Below are 18,477 nucleotides of genomic sequence, written 5' to 3' on the forward strand. Positions count from 1 at the left end.
CGATTGGCGGCGGACCGGATACGAGATATGCCCTTATGAGCCGTACAATGCGGCCAGTCTGGGGCGCAAGCGCCCCGTTTCCCGGACCGAACCGACCGGTTCGCCAGCGAAATAGCAGAATTCGATGCACGATGCGACATTGAGGAACCGGGTGGGGCAGTGGCTCGAGCCCTCCCGCCGCAGCGATGTTCCCCCGTTCATGGTGATGGACGTGATGGCCGCCGCGGCCCGAATCGAGGCGGCAGGCGGCCATGTCATCCACATGGAGGTCGGCCAGCCCGCAACCGGCGCCCCAAAGACCGCGATCGCGGCCGCCCATGCGGCGCTCGAGGCGGGGCGGATCGATTACACCTCCGCGCTCGGCATCCCCTCATTGCGCGAACGCATCGCGCGCCACTATCGGGATGCCTATGGCTGTGATGTCAGCCCCGAGCGGATCGTGGTGACGACAGGCTCCTCCGGCGGTTTCATCCTGGCCTTCCTGTCGATGTTCGCGCCCGGCGACCGCGTCGCCGTGACGGTGCCGGGCTATCCGCCCTACCGTCACATCCTCACCGCGCTTGGTTGCGAGCCGGTGCTGATCGAGACCACCAATGACACGCGCCACGCGCTGACCGGCGAGGCGCTGCTGGCGGCGCATCGCAAGGCGCCGCTGAAGGGCGTGCTGGTCGGCAGCCCGGCCAATCCGACGGGGACGATGATGTCCCGCGAGGCGCTTGCCGGCCTGATCGCTGCGGCGGAAGACGCCGGCATCCGCTTCATCTCCGACGAGATCTATCACGGGCTCGACTACGCGTTTCCGGCGGCAACGGCGGCGGCGATGTCGGAGCACGCACTCGTGATCAACTCGTTCTCGAAATATTTTTGCATGACGGGCTGGCGCGTCGGCTGGATGGTCGTGCCCGAGATCCTGGTGCGACCGATCGAGCGGCTGCAGCAGAACCTCTCGATCTCGGTGCCGTCATTGTCGCAAATCGCGGCCGAGGCCGCCTTCGACGGCGCAGCCGAAATGGAGGAGATCAAGCACGGCTATCAGGAAAACCGGCGCATCCTGATCGAGGGATTGCCCAAGGCGGGCCTCAGCAAGTTCCTGCCTGCCGACGGCGCCTTCTATCTCTATGCCGACGTCTCGGACTTCACCTCGGACAGTTTCGAATTCGCCAAGCAGATGCTGGAGCAGGCGCACGTTGCGGCCACGCCGGGTCTCGATTTCGATCCCATCCATGGTCGTTCGTTCATACGGCTCTCCTATGCGCGTTCGGCAGCGGAGATGCGGGAGGCAGTTGACCGGATCGCTCACTGGCTTAAATAGCCGCGAGTTTTCGACAGCCGTTTCGACACCAGCCCTGCGGAGTTCAACTTTGTCTGACCGTTCCCTCCCGTCCGTCGCCACGCCGCATTCTCCTCTCGCCGCATTGATGTGGCCGACCCGTCCGGGTGAAACCGTCGGCGCACTTCGCGCCGTCGTGCTGATTGCGCTCGGCACCGCCTTGATGGCGCTATCAGCCAAAGTGAATCTGCCGCTGCCTTACGTGCCCATGACCCTGCAGACGCTGGTCGTGCTGGTGATCGGCGCCGCCTATGGCTGGCGCCTTGGCAGCGCAACCATGATCGCCTACCTCGCCGAAGGCGCGATGGGGCTGCCGGTGTTCGCCGGTCCGGTCGGTGGAATTGCACCGCTGCTCGGCCCGACTGCCGGCTATCTGTATGGCTTCGTGCTGGCTGCCTTTATCACCGGCTGGCTGGCCGAGCGCGGCTGGGATCGCAACGTCGTGTTCCTGTTTGGAGCAATGGCGCTCGCCCATGTCGTCATCTTCATCGCCGGCTTCGGCTGGCTGGCCTACGTCATCGGCCTTGGCGCAACCAAGGCCTGGGCGGTCGGCGTCGCGCCGTTCATTGCGGCATCGGTGGTCAAGAACGCGCTGGGCGCCGCGCTGATGCCGGCGGCCCGCCGGATCGTCGATCGACGCGGGTAAAGCGCACCATTCCGAGCAGTTCCGATTGACAGAGCCGGCCAAGTTGATCTTGGCTGGCTCTGAGTTTGAGGGGGAGTGAAACAATGACGACGACAACGATGGCGGGGGCGCCGGTCGCACCGGCCGCCGCCAAGCCGTGGTACAAGGTTCTCTACGTCCAGGTGCTGATCGCCATCGTGCTCGGCGCCTTGGTCGGCTGGCTGTGGCCGTCGCTCGCCACCAACGAGTGGATCAAGGCGATGGGCGACGGCTTCATCAAGCTGATCAAGATGGTGATTGCGCCGATCATCTTCTGCACCGTGGTCTCCGGCATCGCGCATATCCAGGACGCAAAGAAGGTCGGCCGCATCGGCGTCAAGGCGCTGGTCTATTTCGAGGTCGTCTCGACCTTCGCGCTGGTGATCGGACTCATCATCGGCAACCTGGTGAAGCCGGGTGCGGGTTTCGGCAGCGCCGCCGCCAACGCGCAGGCCGTCGCCAACTACGCCAAGCAGGCCGAGGGCCAGAGGTCGGTCGACTTCATCCTGCACATCATCCCCGACACCGTGGTCGGCGCCTTCGCGCAAGGCGAGATCCTGCAGGTGTTGCTGTTCTCGGTGCTGTTCGGCTTCGCTATCATGGGCCTCGGCGAGCGCGGCCATACCATCCGCAGCTTCATCGATGACGCCGCGCATGCGGTGTTCGGAGTCATCTCCATCGTGATGCGCGCGGCGCCGATCGGCGCCTTCGGCGCAATGGCCTACACCATCGGCAAGTTCGGCACCGGGGCGATCCTCAACCTGGTCGGCCTGATCGCGACGTTCTACGTCACCGCGGCGCTGTTCGTGTTCGTCGTGCTCGGAACCATCGCGCGCCTCGCCGGCTTCTCCATCTTCAAGTTCCTGGCCTACATCAAGGACGAGCTGCTGATCGTGCTCGGTACCTCGTCCTCGGAAAGCGCGTTGCCGTCCTTGATGGAGAAGCTCGAGCGCCTCGGCTGCTCGAAGTCGGTGGTCGGTCTCGTGGTGCCCACGGGCTATTCGTTCAATCTCGACGGCACCAACATCTACATGACGCTGGCGACGCTGTTCATCGCGCAGGCGCTTGGCTTCGATCTCTCCTTCGGCCAGCAGCTCACCATCCTGGTGGTGGCGATGCTGACCTCGAAGGGTGCCTCCGGCATCACCGGCGCGGGCTTCATCACGCTGGCCGCGACGCTCGCCGTGGTCGATCCGCGCCTCGTGCCGGGCATGGCGATCGTGCTCGGAATCGACAAGTTCATGAGCGAGTGCCGCGCGCTGACCAACCTCTGTGGCAACGGCGTGGCCTGCGTGATCGTCGCCTGGTGGGAAGGTGAGCTCGACCGCGACAAGCTCAACGCCAACCTCGCCAGGCAGATCGATCCGACCGACTTGGAGACGGCCGTCACGACGGACTGATCTGCCGGTGGCGGCGCCGCGCGCCGTCAGACCTTGAAGTAGTAGGGCTGGTCGAGATCCTCGATCAGCCCTTTTTCTTTGGGCTCCCAGCCGAGCAAAGCGCGCGTCCTGGCGCTTGAGGTCGGAACGTCGATGCCGGCGAATTGTGCGAACCAGCCGAAATGCGCGGCCGCTTCCTCAGGCGATTTGGACACGACGGGGACGCCGAGCCTTCGGCCGATCACCTCTGCAATCGCCTTGAACGGCACGCCTTCCTCGGCGATCGCATGATAGCGCCGCGCGGTCGCACCTTGCTCCAGCGCGAGACGATAGACGCGCGCGGCGTCGAGGCGGTGCGCGGCCGGCCAGCGGTTTTGACCTTCGCCGATATAGGCCGCGGCGCCTTTCTCCCGGGCGAGCGCGATCAGGCGCGGCACGAAGCCATGGTCGCCCTCGCCATGGGTCGTGGGCGGCAGCCGCACGATGCCGGTGCGGACGCCGCGCTCTGCGAGGTCTTCGGCAGTGGCTTCCGAGACGCGCGGAAAGTGGCGGGCCGCCGCATCGTCTTCGGTCGCGAGCCGTCCGGGCGTCAGTAGCGCCACACCTGATGTGACGATGAGAGGGCGGTCGGAGCCTTTGAGCTCCTCACCAAGCGCGAGGATCGCGCGGCGGTCGAGCTCGCAATTGTCGGCCAATTTCGAGAAGTCGTGGTTGAAGCCGAGATGCAGCACACCATCCGAAGCGGCGGCGCCGCCGCGTAAGGATGCATGATCCTCCAGCGACCCACGATGGACCTCGGCGCCCATCGCGGTGAGCGCTGCGGCGCCGGCATCGGAGCGGGCGAGGCCGAGCACGCTATGGCCGGCGGCCAACAGATCTCGAACGACGGCGGAGCCGACGAAGCCGGTGGCACCGGGTAACGAAAACACGCATGCGAAATCTCCAGATGTTGGTGGAGAGAACCATCTGCGCTAGAGTTATCCGGGTAAAGTAGTGACATTATCAGGGTATAATATCTAACAGGATGAGCGAGAGCACTGCCGCCGACAACTTGCTTGGGGCCTATCTGAAGGACCGTCGCACCCGGCTCGATGCAGCCGCGTTCGGCTTCTCCGGCAGCCGCAGGCGCACGCCGGGTCTGCGCCGGGAGGAAGTGGCCCAGCGCGCCAATATCAGCTCGACCTGGTACACCTGGCTGGAGCAGGGCCGCGGCGGGGCGCCATCGGCCGACGTGCTCGACCGGATCGCGCGCGCGTTGATGCTGACCGATGTCGAGCGCGAGCACCTGTTCCTGATCGGCCTCGGCCGCCCGCCCGAGGTGCGCTACCAGGCGAGCGAAGGCGTCTCGCCGCGGCTGCAACGCGTGCTCGATGCGCTCTCATTCAGCCCGGCGCTGGTACGCACAGCGACCTGGGACGTTGTCGCCTGGAATCGCGCCGCAAGCGTCGTGCTGACCGACTACGGCGCGATCCCGCCGGGACAGCGCAACATCCTGCGCTTCATCTTCTGCGATCCGCGCGTGCGCGCCGCGCAATATGACTGGGACAGTGTGGCACGCTTCGTGGTGGCCGCATTCAGGGCAGACGCGGCGCGAGCAGGTGCCGTCTCGCATGTCGCCGATTTCGTCGACGAGCTCTGTCGGACAAGTCCGGAATTCGCGGCGCTCTGGCGCGACAATGACGTGCGCCATCATGGCGACGGCACCAAGCGGCTGCGGCATCCCGTTCACGGCACGATGTCGTTCGAATATTCGAGCTTCAATGTCGAGGGCCGCTCCGATCTCAGCATGATCGTCTACAATCCGGCGACGCCCGAAGATGCCGACCGCATCAGGAAGCTGCTGGCCGAGCGCGCCGACTGACGGAATTTGCCAGCTCGCGCATCTCAGCCGCGCTCGCGGTGCGCACTGCGGACGCCGACAGCTAAAAGCGCTCAGGCCGGTATGGCGTCGGATCGATCGCCGGCGTCTCGCCGCTCATGATCTCGGCGAGGAGGCGGCCGGTCGCGGGCCCGAGCGTAAAACCTTGGTGGCCGTGGCCGAAATTCATCCAGAGGCCGGGGTGACGCGGAGCTTGCCCGAGCACCGGCAGCATGTCGGGCGTGCAGGGGCGGGTGCCGAACCACGGGTCGGGCTCGACCCGCCTGCCGAGGTCGATCAGCTGTCGCGCCGAAGCTTCGGCACTGGCGAGCTGCACGGGCGTGGCGAGCGCGTCCATGCCGGTCAATTCCGCGCCTGTGGTGATGCGGATGCCCTTCGCCATCGGACCCATGGCATAGCCGCCGGCCTTGTCGACCAGCGGCAGATCGAGTGATGCGCCGCCGCTGTAATGCATGTGGTAGCCGCGCTTGCGCACCAGCGGAATGCGATAGCCGAATTTGTGCAGGAGATTGGGCGACCAGGGCCCGAGCGTCACGACGGCGGCCGCAGCGTCGACGGCTCCCTGGTCCGTGTCGACCGACCAGCCGGTCGCGGTCTGCCGCAAGGTCTGGGCATCGCCGAGCACGATGGTGCCGCCGAGGCGCTCGAACAGCTCGGCATAGGCCGTGACCAGCGCGCCGGGATCGGACACGGTCCAGGTGTCGAGCCAATGGATCGCACCGGGCAGGTCGTCGCGCAGAATCGGTTCGGCCTTGGCGAGCTCGGCCCCCGAGAGCGCGCGAAACCTCACGCCGAATTCGCGCTGGTCTTGTTCCGCCGCCTTGACGGCGAGATCGAAGGAAGCTGCGTCGCGATGCAGGTGCCGGTAGCCCGCGCGGCGGATCAGATTGTCGGCATGGGCTTCGCGGATGAGGATGTCGTGCTCCGCCGTCGCGTAGGCGATCAGCCGCGCCCAGGCGTCGATCGCCTCGCGATGCCGCTTCGGCGCCGAGTGCCACCAGTAGCGGAGCAGGGGCTCGATATGGAGATGAAGCGACGACAGGCTGTAGCGCACGTCGTTGGTGCGGCCGGTCGCGATCTTCAGGAGCGTGGCGAAGTCGCGCGGCATCGGATAGGGACGCACGGCTTCGGCCTGGATCATCCCGGCATTGCCGTAGCTGGTCTCGCGGCCCGGCTCCCTGCGGTCGACGAGCGTGACCGACCAACCGCGCTGCCGGAGGTGCAGCGCCGCGCTCACGCCGATCATGCCGCCGCCGAGAACAATTGCGCTTTGCATCGTACTGACCTTGCCAAATCAAAACCGCCCGGTTTGGCCGGGCGGTCTCAACTGATTTGTTCGCCTACTCGCCGCCGCCGAACCGGCGAGACCACCAGCCGGCGCGACGCGGCGCGGCCGGAGTTTCGGTTGCCGCTTCCGGCGCGGGTTCAGCGGCTGGTGCGGGCGGGGCAACCGGCTCCGGCGCTGCCGCAACCGGTGTTGCCGGCTCGCTCGCGCTGCTCGACAGGAAGCTCACCTTTTCCCGGACCGTGGAGCGGCGACGCGCTGCCTTGTCGTCGGCGGGCTCTTCGTCCGCGGCGGCAGGAGCGGGCTCAGGCTGGGCCGGCGCCTCAATCTGCACCTCGGCGCGCGGCTCGGGCTGGCTGACCTCAGGCTCGGCGGCGGTGTGTTCGGCCTGCGCGATCGAGGGCGCAGCCTCGCCGCCAAAGCTGTCGAAATCGGCGACGGCGTCGGTCGCTTCCGACGGTGCATTGGCCGCGAGTTCGTCGCCGATGGAGCCGGCGAGACCTTCCTCGTTGCCACCGCGACGGCGGCGTCCACCGCGACGACCACGCCGGCGGCGGCGATCGCCGTTGCCCTGCTGCTCGCTGCGGGCCGCCTGGTCCTCACCTTCCTCGCCGTCCTGTTCGGACTCGGCGTCTTCTTCACCTTCGCTGGCCGCCACGGTCGCTTCGGACGACGTCGGAGTGCCATCCTCGCGCAACTCGCCGTCGCGCGGGGCACCGCGGCCGCGCCGACGCCGGCGGCGCTTGCGGCGCTGGCCATCCTGGTCGGAAGCCGCTTCGCCGCCAGCCTGCTCCTCGGCGAGGCCTTCGGTTTCTTCGGTCTCGACCTCGGATTCCAGCTCCGGATCGAATTCCTCGTCGTCATAGACTTCTTCGGCTACGGGCGGCGGGCTTGCGGCGGCCTGTGCCGCCAGCAGCGCCTTCGCTGCTTCCAGCGTATGCACCTGCTCGCCGCGGTCGATGAGATAGGCCTGCGGTCCGCTGACGCTGGGGTCGGCGATGACGGCCAGCGTGACCTTGAAGCCATTCTCGAGGTCGCGCAGATGGCCGCGCTTGTGGTTCAGCACATAGAGCGCGACGTCCGTGCGGGTGCGGACCACGAGATTGTGGGTCGCGCCCTTCATCAGGATCTCTTCGAGGCCGCGCAGCAGCTGGAGCGCAACCGAGGAAACCGAGCGGACATGGCCGGTGCCGCCGCAATGCGGGCAGGGATCGGTCGAGGATTCCAGCACGCTGGCGCGGATGCGCTGGCGCGACATCTCGAGCAGGCCGAAATGCGAGATGCGGCCGACCTGGATGCGGGCGCGGTCCTGCCGCAGGCAATCGGACAGCTTGCGCTCGACCGCGCGGTTGTTGCGCTTCTCGTCCATGTCGATGAAGTCGATGACGATCAGGCCGGCGAGGTCGCGCAGGCGAAGCTGGCGGGCGACCTCTTCGGCCGCTTCCAGATTGGTTTTGAGCGCGGTGTCCTCGATATGGTGCTCGCGGGTCGATCGTCCGGAGTTGACGTCGATCGAGACCAGCGCCTCGGTCTGGTTGATCACGATGTAGCCGCCGGAGCGCAACTGCACGGTCGGAGAGAACATCGCGTCCAGCTGGCTCTCGACGCCCATGCGCGAGAACAGCGGCTGGCCGTCGCGATACTGCTTCACCGCGCTGACATTGGCGGGCATCAGCATCTTCATGAAGTCGCGCGCTTCGCGGTAGCCGGACTCACCGGCAACCGAGATCTCGTCGATCTCCTTGTTGTAGAGGTCGCGCAGCGAGCGCTTGATCAGCGAGCCTTCCTCGTAGACCAGGGTCGGGGCCTGCGACTTCAGCGTCAGGTCGCGCACCGTCTCCCACATCCGGATCAAATATTCGAAGTCACGCTTGATCTCGGGCTTGGTACGGGCGGCGCCGGCGGTGCGCAGGATGATGCCCATGCCCTCGGGCACGTCGAGATCCTGCACAACTTCCTTCAGGCGGGAACGATCCTGGGCGCTCGTGATCTTGCGGCTGATGCCGCCGCCGCGCGCGGTGTTCGGCATCAGGACGGCATAGCGGCCGGCGAGCGAGAGATAGGTGGTCAGCGCCGCGCCCTTGTTGCCGCGCTCTTCCTTGACGACCTGCACCAGCATCACCTGGCGGCGCTTGATGACTTCCTGGATCTTGTACTGGCGGCGCGGGCGGAAGGTGCGCTCCGGCACTTCCTCCATCACGTCGTCGCCGCCGACGGATTCGACGTGTTCCTCTTCGGCTTCCTCGCCGTCCTCGTCCTCGTCGTCTTCCTCATCGGACTCGTGATGACGAGCATCAGTGCTTTCGCCGGCAGCGTAGACGGCGTCGGCCGGTTCGGCGGAGGCGGTCACGGCTTCGGCGAGAGCCTCGGCATGGGCCTCGGAGGCGATAGCCTCCTGCGGTTCGGCAGCGGTCTCGGTCGCGACCACGGGCTCGGCGCCGAAGGCTGCGACAGGCGCGGGCGTCTCGTCGGCATGATCATGGTCGTGATGATTGTGCTCGTCATGACCATGGTCGTCATGACCGTGGGCGTGATGGTGATCGTCATCATTGGCATGATGATGGTCGTGACCATGTCCTTCGTGGTCATGATCGTGGTGATCATGATCGCCATGTTCGTGGTCTTGATGCTCGTGGCCTTCGTGCTCGCCGTGATGCTCCGTCTCGGCGTGCAGGTGCTCGCCCTCGTGCGACGCACCCTCGATGTGCAGGGCGTCGCTCTCGACCGGCTGGGCCGCTGGATCGGCGCCGGCCTCGAGGCCCTCGACGATGTCGCTGCGGACGCGTTCGCCTTGACTGCGGCGGCGGGAGTTGCGGTGGCGCGAGCGGCGGCGGCCGTGGGAGCGGTTCTCGCTCTCTTCCTCGGCCTCGCGATGGGCCTGTTCCTCGGCCTCGATCAGTGCCTGCCGGTCGGCGACCGGAATCTGGTAGTAATCGGGATGGATTTCGCTGAAGGCGAGGAAGCCGTGGCGGTTGCCGCCATATTCGACAAAGGCGGCCTGGAGCGAAGGCTCCACCCGGGTGACCTTGGCGAGGTAGATATTCCCGCGCAGTTGCTTGCGTTGTGCGGTCTCGAAATCAAACTCTTCGACGCGATTGCCGCGGACCACGACGACCCGGGTCTCCTCCGGGTGGGTGGCATCGATCAACATCTTGTTGGGCATGTCTTAACTCTTGGCGGCGGCGGGCGCGATTCACCGTGGGCGCGATTAGCGCTGCCGGGTGCCGCGACGGTCCACCTGATTCGGGGGTGAGGGGAAGGCCGAAACGCCGTCTCTCGCGCCTTGCCGAAACGGAAGCTGGAGGGCCGAAGCGGCGCGCGGGATTGTCACTCCGCAGCGTCGCGAACGGTCCTTCAGAATTCGTCGGCACAGTCTGGCGCATCAAGCGTCGGCCCGTATGAAACATTGGGCGGCGGGGCCGCCCCTCAATCAGTTGCTGCTGGCCAGGCATGGCGCGAGCGCGCTCGCCTTGGGGATTACGAACCGCTCCCTTGGGATTAAGGGACCGGGTAACGAGTCACGTCGCTGTCAAAACCGTCCCGGAAACGCGGTGGTAACCAGGGACCGTCCGCCACCGGGGCTTGACCCGCTCCACCTCGCTGCCGCGCACCGCGCTGGTCTTTGAGGGGAACGGAAAAACGCTGGAATTCCCAAACCTTGAGAGTTCCGGCGCTGCACCGGGAGGCTGAACGCGACACAACCGGAAATATCGGCCGTCAGCACTCCGTACATACGTGGAATGGACCAACCGTGCAAGGGAGCGTCGCACGGCGGTCACAGTCGGGGAGTTTCGTATATCTGTCATTAAGCGACGATTAACCCTGTGGTTCTATTGCGTTAGAAGGGCCGCTCGGAGGCACTGAATCGGTGACGAGCCGCACAAATCAAAGGGTTTTGCTGGGATGCGCGCTTCTGTGCGCCGCAGCATTGGTATGCGCTGATTCCTGGCGCCTGAGCGCGGCGGAAAGCCAGCCGCAACCCTCTGTTGCGGTAGCGAATTTTCCAACCGCGTCCGCCGCCCGGCTGGCCGGCGATGGCAAGCAGACCCGTTTCATCCTCGACATCGATCAGGCCGTCACATTCCGCGCCGTGACGCTCGCCGACCCGTATCGGGTGGTGGTCGATGTGCCCCAGGTCAATTTTCAACTGCCCGCGGGCACCGGGGTCGAGGGGCGGGGACTGGTCAAGGCCTTCCGCTACGGGCTGGTCATGCCCGGCGGCTCGCGAATCGTGTTCGATCTGACAGGCCCGGCTAAGATCGCCAAGTCCTACGTGCTGGAGGCCGCCAATGGCCAGCCAGCCCGGCTCGTGCTCGAGCTGGAGGAGGTCGACCGTGCCGCCTTCGTGCAGTCGCTCGTCCCCGAGAAACGTCCCGAACTGCGGCCCGCAATCGCCGACGCGCCGCCGGCAACGGTTCCGGCCGCCGCAGCTCCGGAAGCCGGGCAGCAAAAGGCCGACGGGCGCCCGATCGTCGTGATCGATCCCGGCCATGGCGGCATCGACAACGGCACGCAGTCGGGCGGCGAGAGCGAGAAGAACCTGGTGCTGGCCTTCGGCCTGGCGCTGCGCGACCAGCTGGACAAGACCGGCAAATTCCGCGTGGTGATGACACGGGATGACGACACTTTCATTCCGCTCAACGACCGGGTCAAAGTCGCCCGCGGGCTCAAGGCCGCCTTGTTCGTCTCGATTCACGCCGATGCGCTGCCGAAGGCCGAGGGCGATGCGCAGGGCGCGACCATCTACACGCTGTCCGACAAGGCCTCCGACGCCGAGGCGCAGCGACTGGCGGATGCGGAAAACCGGGCGGACGCGATCGCCGGTTTCAACCTCGCGGAGGAGCCGACCGACGTCGCCGACATCCTGATCGACCTCACCCAGCGGGAAACTCGTACCTTTTCAAGCCGTTTTGCCCGCCTGTTGATGGGCGAAATGAAGTCGTCCGTGCGGATGCACAAGCATCCCCTGAAGTCGGCCGGCTTCCGGGTCCTCAAGGCGCCGGACGTGCCGTCGGTGCTGGTCGAGATCGGCTATGTCTCCAACAAGGGCGACCTCGAGCATCTGGTCTCGGAGGGGTGGCGGTCCAAGGCCGTGGGCTCGATGGCGCAGGCGATCGACGGGTTCCTGACCAAGCGGATGGCCACGGCCGGATCGTCAAATTGACGACCGGGGGTTCGTCGAATTGACGACCGGGGGTCGTCGAATTGAGAGGGATTTTCCGTCCCGTTGCAAAAGCCCTAGTTTGGCCACAGCGGGCGCTTTATAAAAATGCCGCAGGGGGTTCCGGAATCGGCGAGAATCCCGTTCGGCAAGCGTCTTGGTCCGGCACTGATGTAATTGAGTAGGCGGGTAAATTCGCGACGTGGAGTTGGCGCCTGTTTTGGGTGCCTTGAGCTGATCCAGAGTTTGAACGGATAAACATATAATGCGCTTGCTGGTGCGGTTCATGGGCTTCCTGTTCGCCGCGGGAACGGTGGTGTTCCTTGTCGGTGTCGGGGCCGTGGCAGGCCTGATCTGGCATTTCTCCAAGGACTTGCCCGACTACTCTCAGCTTCAGGATTACGAGCCGCCGGTGATGACCCGCGTGCACGCGGTCGACGGGTCGCTGCTCGGCGAATACGCCAAGGAGCGGCGGCTGTACTTGCCGATCCAGGCGGTGCCGAAGCTCGTGATCAACGCCTTCCTCGCGGCCGAGGACAAGAATTTCTACGAGCATGGCGGCATCGACTACACCGGCATGGCGCGCGCCGGCGTGCTCTTCATCCAGAACTACGGCTCGAACCGGCGTCCGCAGGGCGCCTCCACGATCACCCAGCAGGTCGCCAAGAACTTCCTTCTGACCAACGAGGTCTCCTTCGCCCGCAAGATCAAGGAAGCCTTGCTGGCGATGCGCATCGAGAAGACCTACTCGAAGGACAAGATCCTCGAGCTGTATCTGAACGAGATCTATCTCGGCCTCGGCGCCTACGGCATCGCGGCCGCTTCGCTGGTGTATTTCGACAAGTCGGTGAACGAGCTGACGGTCGCTGAAGCGTCCTATCTCGCCGCGCTGCCGAAGATGCCCGCGACGCTGCATCCGGTCCGCAACCGCGATCGCGCCATCGAGCGCCGCAACTACGTGATCGACCGTCTGCTGGAGAACGGCTGGATCAAGCAGGCCGATGCCGACAAGGCGCGCAAGGAGCCGCTGGCCGTCACCAACCGTTCAAACGGCGCTCACACCTTCGCCGGTGAATATTTCGCCGAGGAAGTCCGCCGCGACATCTTCGAGCGCTACGGCGAGAAGAAGCTTTATGAGGGCGGTCTGTCCGTCCGCACCACGCTCGATCCGAAGATCCAGGTCATGGCGCGCAAGGCCATGGTCGCCGGCCTCGTGAACTATGACGAGCAGCAGGGCTATCGCGGCGCCATGAGCAAGCTCGATATTTCGGGCGATTGGGGCGTGAAGCTCGCCGAGATCAAGTCGCTCTCCGACATCTCGCCATGGCGCATGGCGGTGGTGCTGGAGACCAGCGACCAGTCCGCGCGCATCGGCTTCCAGCCGAACCGCGAGCTCGGCGGCGCCATCAGCAAGCAGCGCGAGACCGGCATCGTCACGGTCGACGGCGTGCGCTGGGCGAGGGCGGCCCAGGGCAACGCCAAGGGCAAGACTCCGACGTCGGTGGCGCAGGTGTTGCAGCCCGGCGACGTGATCTATGCCGATCCGCTCTACACCAAGGAAGGACAGCCGGTCGAAGGCCAGTACCGCCTGCGCCAGATCCCCGAAGTGTCCGGTGCGATGGTGGCGATGGATCCCTGGACCGGCCGCGTGCTCGCGATGGTCGGCGGCTTCTCGTTCGACCAGAGCCAGTTCAACCGCGCGACGCAGGCCTACCGGCAGCCGGGTTCGTCGTTCAAGCCGATCGTCTATTCGGCCGCGCTCGACAACGGCTATACGCCCTCGACCGTGGTGCTCGACGCGCCCATTGAAATCGACCAGGGCCAGGGCGCCGGCGTGTGGCGGCCCGAAAACTTCTCGTCCGGCAAATTCCAGGGACCCGTCACGCTGCGCAACGCGCTGCGGCAGTCGCTCAACACCGTGACCGTGCGCCTCGCGCAGGACATCGGCATGCCCCTGATCGGCGAATATGCGCGCCGCTTTGGCGTCTATGACGAATTGCCGAACTATCTGTCCTACGCGCTCGGCGCCGGCGAGACCACGGCGATGCGCATGGTCACGGCCTATTCGATGCTCGCCAATGGCGGTCGCCGGGTGAAGCCGACCTTGATCGACCGCATCCAGGACCGTTACGGCCGCACCATCTTCAAGCACGACCAGCGCGAATGCCGCGGCTGCGACGCGCCGGGCGGGTGGAAGAACCAGGCCGAGCCGCAGCTGATCGACCGCCGCGAGCAGGTGCTGGATTCCATGACCGCCTATCAGATCACCGAGCTGATGGAAGGCGTGGTCCAGGCCGGTACCGCAACCGTGGTCAAGGAGGTCGGCAAGCCGATCGCCGGCAAGACCGGCACCACCAACGAGGCCAAGGACGCCTGGTTCGTCGGCTTCTCGCCCGACGTCGCCGTCGCGATCTATATGGGCTACGACAAGCCGCGCGCGCTCGGTAGGGGCAACGCCGCGACCGGCGGCCATCTGGCCGCACCCATCGCGCGCGACTTCCTCAAGCTTGCGCTCGCCGACAAGCCCGCCGTTCCGTTCAAGGTGCCGGCCGGCATCAAGCTCGTGCGCGTCGTCTCCAAGACCGGTATGCGCGCTGGTCCCGGCGAGACCGGCGGAACCATCCTCGAAGCCTTCAAGCCGGGCACGGCGCCGCCGGACAACTACTCGGTCATCGGCGTCGCCGATGCCGACGGGCGCGGCGGCGTGCCGGCGTCGCAGCAGCAGCAGCCGGATTCCGGCTTCTTCATGCGGCCGGGCACCGGCGGGCTGTACTAGCGGATAAGACAGACGATCGCGGTTCCGGCGGTTGCGCTTTGCAGCCGCCGCCGCTACATCCCAGCTCCAATGCACGCGGGATTCCGCGAGATCAGAGAACAACATGCGCGCCGAAATCGAACGGTTGGTAGAAGAGATCAAGCAGTCAGTCGGGCTGCTGAGGAGGCATCTTTGACGTCGAGAAATCGACGGCGCGCCTCGCTGAGCTGAACAAGCTCGCAGAAGATCCCAACCTCTGGAACGATCCCCAGAAAGCCCAGAAGCTGATGCAGGAGCGCACCTCGCTTGAGGATTCGCTCTCGGGCATCGGCAAGGTCGAGCAGGAGCTCGAAGACGACATCGGCATGATCGAGCTCGGCGAGGCCGAGGGCGATGCCGGCGTCGTCACTGAGGCCGAAACCGCGCTGAAGAACCTGAAGAAGGAAGTCGCCCGGCGCGAGCTCGAGGCGCTGCTGTCGGGTGAGGCCGATCGCTTCGATTCCTATCTCGAAGTCCATGCCGGCGCCGGCGGCACCGAGAGCCAGGACTGGGCGCAGATGCTGCTGCGCATGTACACGCGCTGGGCCGAGACGCACGGCTTCAAGGTCGAATTCCTCGAAGAGTCCGAGGGCGAAGAGGCCGGCATCAAGTCCGCGACGATCCAGGTCTCGGGCCACAACGCCTATGGTTGGCTGAAGACGGAGGCGGGCGTGCACCGGTTGGTGCGCATCTCGCCGTTCGATTCCAACGCGCGGCGGCACACCTCGTTTTCGAGCGTGCAGGTGTTCCCCGTCATCGACGACAGCATCAAGATCGACATCAAGGAAGCCGACGTCCGCGTCGACACCATGCGCTCGGGCGGCGCCGGCGGCCAGCACGTCAACAAGACCGAATCCGCGGTGCGCCTGACGCATATTCCGACCGGCGTTGCCGTGGTCTGCCAGGCCGGCCGCTCCCAGCACAAGAACCGGGCGCAGGCGTGGGACATGCTGCGCGCGCGGCTTTACGAGATCGAGCTGAAGAAGCGCGAGGAGAAGGCTGCCGCCGACCAGGCCGCCAAGACCGATATCGGCTGGGGTCACCAGATCCGCTCCTACGTGCTGCAGCCCTACCAGATGGTGAAGGATTTGCGCACCGGCGTGCAGACGTCCGACACGTCGGGCGTGCTGAACGGCGAGCTCGACGACTTCATGGCCGCAACGCTGGCGCAGCGCGCCTTCGGCACCACCGGCGCCGACATCGAGGACGTCGACTGATGTCCCGCGTCGCCTTCATCGGGTTGGGGCGGATGGGCCACGGCATGGCCGGGCGCTATCTCGATGCCGGCTTCACGGTGACGCTGTGGAATCGCAGCAAGGCAAAAGCGGAGGACCTGATCGCGCGCGGTGCGCATTGGGCGACCTCGCCTGAGGATGCCGCGATCGATGCCGATGCGGTCGTGACCATGGTCGCCGACGACGACGCCTCGCGCGCGGTCTGGCTCGGGCCCGAGGGCGCGGCCAAGACGGCAAAGGCCGGCACCATTGCGATCGAGTGCTCCACCGTCTCCTATGACCACGCCCGCGAGATGGGCCGCGAACTGAACGCGCGCGGGCTGATCTACATCGACTGCCCCGTGACGGGATTGCCGGATGCGGCAGCGGCCGGAAAGCTGACGCTGCTCGCCGGCGCCGACGCAGCTGATCTCGAACGTGCGCGGCCGTTTCTCGAACCGATCGGCTCGACCATCCGCCATTTCGGCGCGGTCGGCTCCGGCACCGTCTACAAGCTCATCAACAATCTCCTGGGCGCGATCCAGATCGCGGGCCTTGCCGAAGGCCTCGCCATCGCCGAGCAGGCCGGGCTCGACATGAACCTGGTGCTGGAATCGATCCAGGCCGGCGTCGCGGCAAGCCCGCAGGTGCAGCGTCACTCCAGGCGCATGGTCGCCCGCGATTTCAGCGGCGCGACGTTTACGGCGGCGCTGCGGCACAAGGATGCCGCCTACGCGGTGAGGCTCGCCGAAAGCCTGCTCGCCGACAAGCCGCTGGTCTCGCGCGCTGCGGTCGAGTCCTACGCGCAGGCGAAGGCCGCAATGCCCGACGACGATGAAGGCAAGATGATCGAGCTGGTGTCGCGGCCGAAGAAGCCGACCTAGCTGGACGCATCAACATGGGGCAGCCTCGTTCGGATCGCGGTCTCGGCATTGCCCTCGTCATCGCTGCCGCAGTTGCCTGGAGCACGGCGCCGTTCTTCACGCGCCTCTTGCCGTTCGACCCCTGGACCATCCTGTTCTGGCGAGGCCTGTTCGCGGGCAGCCTGATCACGGTCTTTCTCGTCGTGATGCAGGGTCGCGCTGCGCTGTGGCAATTGGTCGTGCCGGGGAAGGGCGGCCTGCTCGTCGCGTCCTTGTCCGCGGTCGGCATGGTCTCGTTCATTCCCGCGCTTCAGATGACCAAGGTCATGAACGTCGCCGTGCTGATCGCCACCCAGCCCTTCGTTGCGGCTGTGCTGGCGTGGCTGTGGCTCGGCGAAGCCGCGACGTGGCGTACGCTGGCCGCGAGCCTGATTGCCTTTGCCGGCGTGGTCATCACGGTCGGCGGTGTGCAAGCCGGCGCCGATCTCGGCGGCGTCGCGCTGAGCTGCCTGATGGTGCTTGCCATCTCCGCCATGACCGTCGTGGTCCGGCGCCATCGCGAGACGTCGATGGTGGCCGCGGCCGCGCTGTCGAACTTCATGGGAAGCCTCGTCAGCCTTCCCTTCGCCCACGACATCGCCCATGTCGGCGGCAATGGCCTTGCGATCCTCGCGATGTTCGGCTGCCTCCAGGTCGCGCTCGGCCTGACCTTCTACATGCTCGGCTCGCGCTTGCTGCCATCAGGGCAGGCCTCGCTGATCGCGACGCTGGAAACGCCGCTGATGCCGTTTTGGATCTGGATGGCCTTCCGGGAGTTGCCCGCCGTGCATGCGCTCATTGGCGGCGTTCTGGTGATTGGAGCGGTTGTCGCCGATATTGCCGGTGACGGCCGCTCGCGGCGCTCCTCCTGAGCAAATTTGTCGGAAATCGGGTGGCGGCCTGTCTCGCGCCGTTCTAGGCGGCAGGCTCGGCCGCCGAGGTGAAGCAACATGTCCCCGAACGATAACAGGATCGACGCGCGAGACTGGTCGCTGCTCGCGGTGCTCTCGGTTCTCTGGGGCGGATCGTTCTTCTTCAATGGCGCGGCGCTGCGGGAATTGCCGCCGTTGACGCTGGTATTCCTGCGCGTCGCGCTTGGGGCGGCCATTCTCCTGCCATTGCTCCGGATGCAGGGCATCGGGCTTCCCAAGGGAGTGACGGGCTGGAAGCCGTTCGTCGCCATCGGGCTGCTCAACAACGTCATCCCGTTCTCGCTGATCGTGCTCGGCCAGACCTTCATTCCGAGCGGACTGGCCTCGATCCTGAACGCGACCACGCCGCTCTTCACGGTGATGGTGATGGCGGCGGCCGGCGAAGAGGCCCTGCAGATGCGTCGGGTGGCCGGCGTGGCGCTCGGCCTCGCCGGCGTCATCATCCTGCGCGGATGGGGCATCGAAACGAGGCCGGGGCAGGGGCTCGGCATCCTGCTCTGCCTGGGCGGCGCGTTCAGCTATGGCTTTGCGGCGCTGGCCGCGCGGAGGCTGCTGAAGGACGCGCCTCCGCTGGGAACGGCGACGTTTCAGCTGATGGCATCGACGGTGATGATGGCGGTCGTCGCCGGAGCTATGGAGCAGCCGTGGCACCTCTCGATGCCGGGTCTCACGACATGGCTCGCGGTGCTTGGCCTTGCCGCCCTGTCGACGGCGCTCGCCTACATCGTCTTCTTTCAGATCATCCGCCGCTCGGGCGCGACCAATGTGATGCTGGTGACGCTGCTCATTCCCGTCACCGCCATCCTGCTGGGATGGCTGGTGCTGGGTGAGCCGATCTCCGCGCGCGAGATCGCGGGCGCCATCGTCATCGGCAGCGCACTGCTCGTGATCGACGGGCGCGCGCTGAGACTGCCGCGGCGCGTGCCGTAAGTTCCAG

At 66.1% G+C, this 18,477-nt stretch carries 12 protein-coding genes and 1 pseudogene; 10 read left to right on the plus strand and 3 right to left on the minus strand.

From position 1 onward, the window contains the following. Positions 1 to 124: 124 nt before the first annotated feature. The 3 genes from AB7245_RS21395 (at position 125) to AB7245_RS21405 (ending at position 3,394) form a co-directional block, all read left to right on the plus strand. Positions 125 to 1,312, plus strand: coding sequence for a pyridoxal phosphate-dependent aminotransferase (locus tag AB7245_RS21395; protein WP_439034874.1), 1,188 nt, complete (start codon positions 125 to 127; stop codon positions 1,310 to 1,312). Between the two features lie 106 nt (positions 1,313 to 1,418). Continuing rightward, positions 1,419 to 1,976, plus strand: coding sequence for a biotin transporter BioY (locus tag AB7245_RS21400; protein WP_208089405.1), 558 nt, complete (start codon positions 1,419 to 1,421; stop codon positions 1,974 to 1,976). 83 nt (positions 1,977 to 2,059) lie between these two features. Further along, a complete protein-coding gene (locus tag AB7245_RS21405) occupies positions 2,060 to 3,394 on the plus strand; it encodes a dicarboxylate/amino acid:cation symporter (protein ID WP_208086594.1) in 1,335 nt (444 codons plus the stop codon). Positions 3,395 to 3,420: 26 nt separating this feature from the next. On the opposite strand, the pseudogene AB7245_RS21410 reads toward AB7245_RS21405, so the two are convergent. Next, positions 3,421 to 4,306 (minus strand): annotated as a pseudogene (locus AB7245_RS21410) (SDR family oxidoreductase). Positions 4,307 to 4,397: 91 nt separating this feature from the next. On the opposite strand from AB7245_RS21410, the gene AB7245_RS21415 reads away from it, so the two are divergent. After that, positions 4,398 to 5,234 carry a helix-turn-helix transcriptional regulator gene (locus AB7245_RS21415; RefSeq protein ID WP_166340995.1) on the plus strand — a complete coding sequence of 279 codons (837 nt, stop codon included), beginning with the start codon at positions 4,398 to 4,400 and terminating at the stop codon, positions 5,232 to 5,234. A gap of 61 nt (positions 5,235 to 5,295) precedes the next feature. Here the strand turns inward: AB7245_RS21415 and AB7245_RS21420 are convergent, their stop codons facing one another. Beyond that, a complete protein-coding gene (locus AB7245_RS21420; RefSeq protein ID WP_208086597.1) occupies positions 5,296 to 6,528 on the minus strand; it encodes an NAD(P)/FAD-dependent oxidoreductase in 1,233 nt (410 codons plus the stop codon). Positions 6,529 to 6,592: 64 nt separating this feature from the next. Further along, positions 6,593 to 9,700: an Rne/Rng family ribonuclease gene (locus AB7245_RS21425; protein WP_439034875.1), complete on the minus strand. Its 3,108-nt coding sequence runs from the start codon at positions 9,698 to 9,700 to the stop codon at positions 6,593 to 6,595. A gap of 705 nt (positions 9,701 to 10,405) precedes the next feature. On the opposite strand from AB7245_RS21425, the gene AB7245_RS21430 reads away from it, so the two are divergent. The 6 genes from AB7245_RS21430 (at position 10,406) to AB7245_RS21455 (ending at position 18,470) form a co-directional block, all read left to right on the plus strand. Then, entirely contained in the window at positions 10,406 to 11,701 is a 1,296-nt protein-coding gene (locus tag AB7245_RS21430; RefSeq protein WP_208086599.1) for an N-acetylmuramoyl-L-alanine amidase, read from the plus strand. 262 nt (positions 11,702 to 11,963) lie between these two features. Beyond that, the gene (locus AB7245_RS21435) at positions 11,964 to 14,474 is read left to right on the plus strand and encodes a penicillin-binding protein 1A (protein WP_014495579.1); all 2,511 of its coding nucleotides are present in this window, start codon (positions 11,964 to 11,966) and stop codon (positions 14,472 to 14,474) included. Between the two features lie 103 nt (positions 14,475 to 14,577). Next, positions 14,578 to 15,709, plus strand: a protein-coding gene (gene prfB / locus AB7245_RS21440; RefSeq protein ID WP_100213929.1) for a peptide chain release factor 2 whose coding sequence is annotated in 2 segments (ribosomal slippage) — positions 14,578 to 14,646 and positions 14,648 to 15,709 — 1,131 coding nt in all. Because the reading frame shifts where the segments join, the coding sequence is not laid out codon by codon here. After that, complete coding sequence (locus AB7245_RS21445; RefSeq protein ID WP_208086600.1) at positions 15,709 to 16,590, plus strand: NAD(P)-dependent oxidoreductase; 882 nt, start codon at positions 15,709 to 15,711, stop codon at positions 16,588 to 16,590. The genes prfB and AB7245_RS21445 overlap by 1 nt, the downstream gene beginning before the upstream one ends. A gap of 14 nt (positions 16,591 to 16,604) precedes the next feature. Beyond that, the gene (locus tag AB7245_RS21450; protein ID WP_439034876.1) at positions 16,605 to 17,480 is read left to right on the plus strand and encodes a DMT family transporter; all 876 of its coding nucleotides are present in this window, start codon (positions 16,605 to 16,607) and stop codon (positions 17,478 to 17,480) included. A gap of 78 nt (positions 17,481 to 17,558) precedes the next feature. Then, positions 17,559 to 18,470, plus strand: coding sequence for a DMT family transporter (locus AB7245_RS21455; RefSeq protein ID WP_439034877.1), 912 nt, complete (start codon positions 17,559 to 17,561; stop codon positions 18,468 to 18,470). Positions 18,471 to 18,477 lie beyond the last annotated feature (7 nt).

Source organism: Bradyrhizobium sp. 604_D8_N2_3 (assembly GCF_051810765.1).
GTDB lineage: Bacteria > Pseudomonadota > Alphaproteobacteria > Rhizobiales > Xanthobacteraceae > Bradyrhizobium > Bradyrhizobium barranii.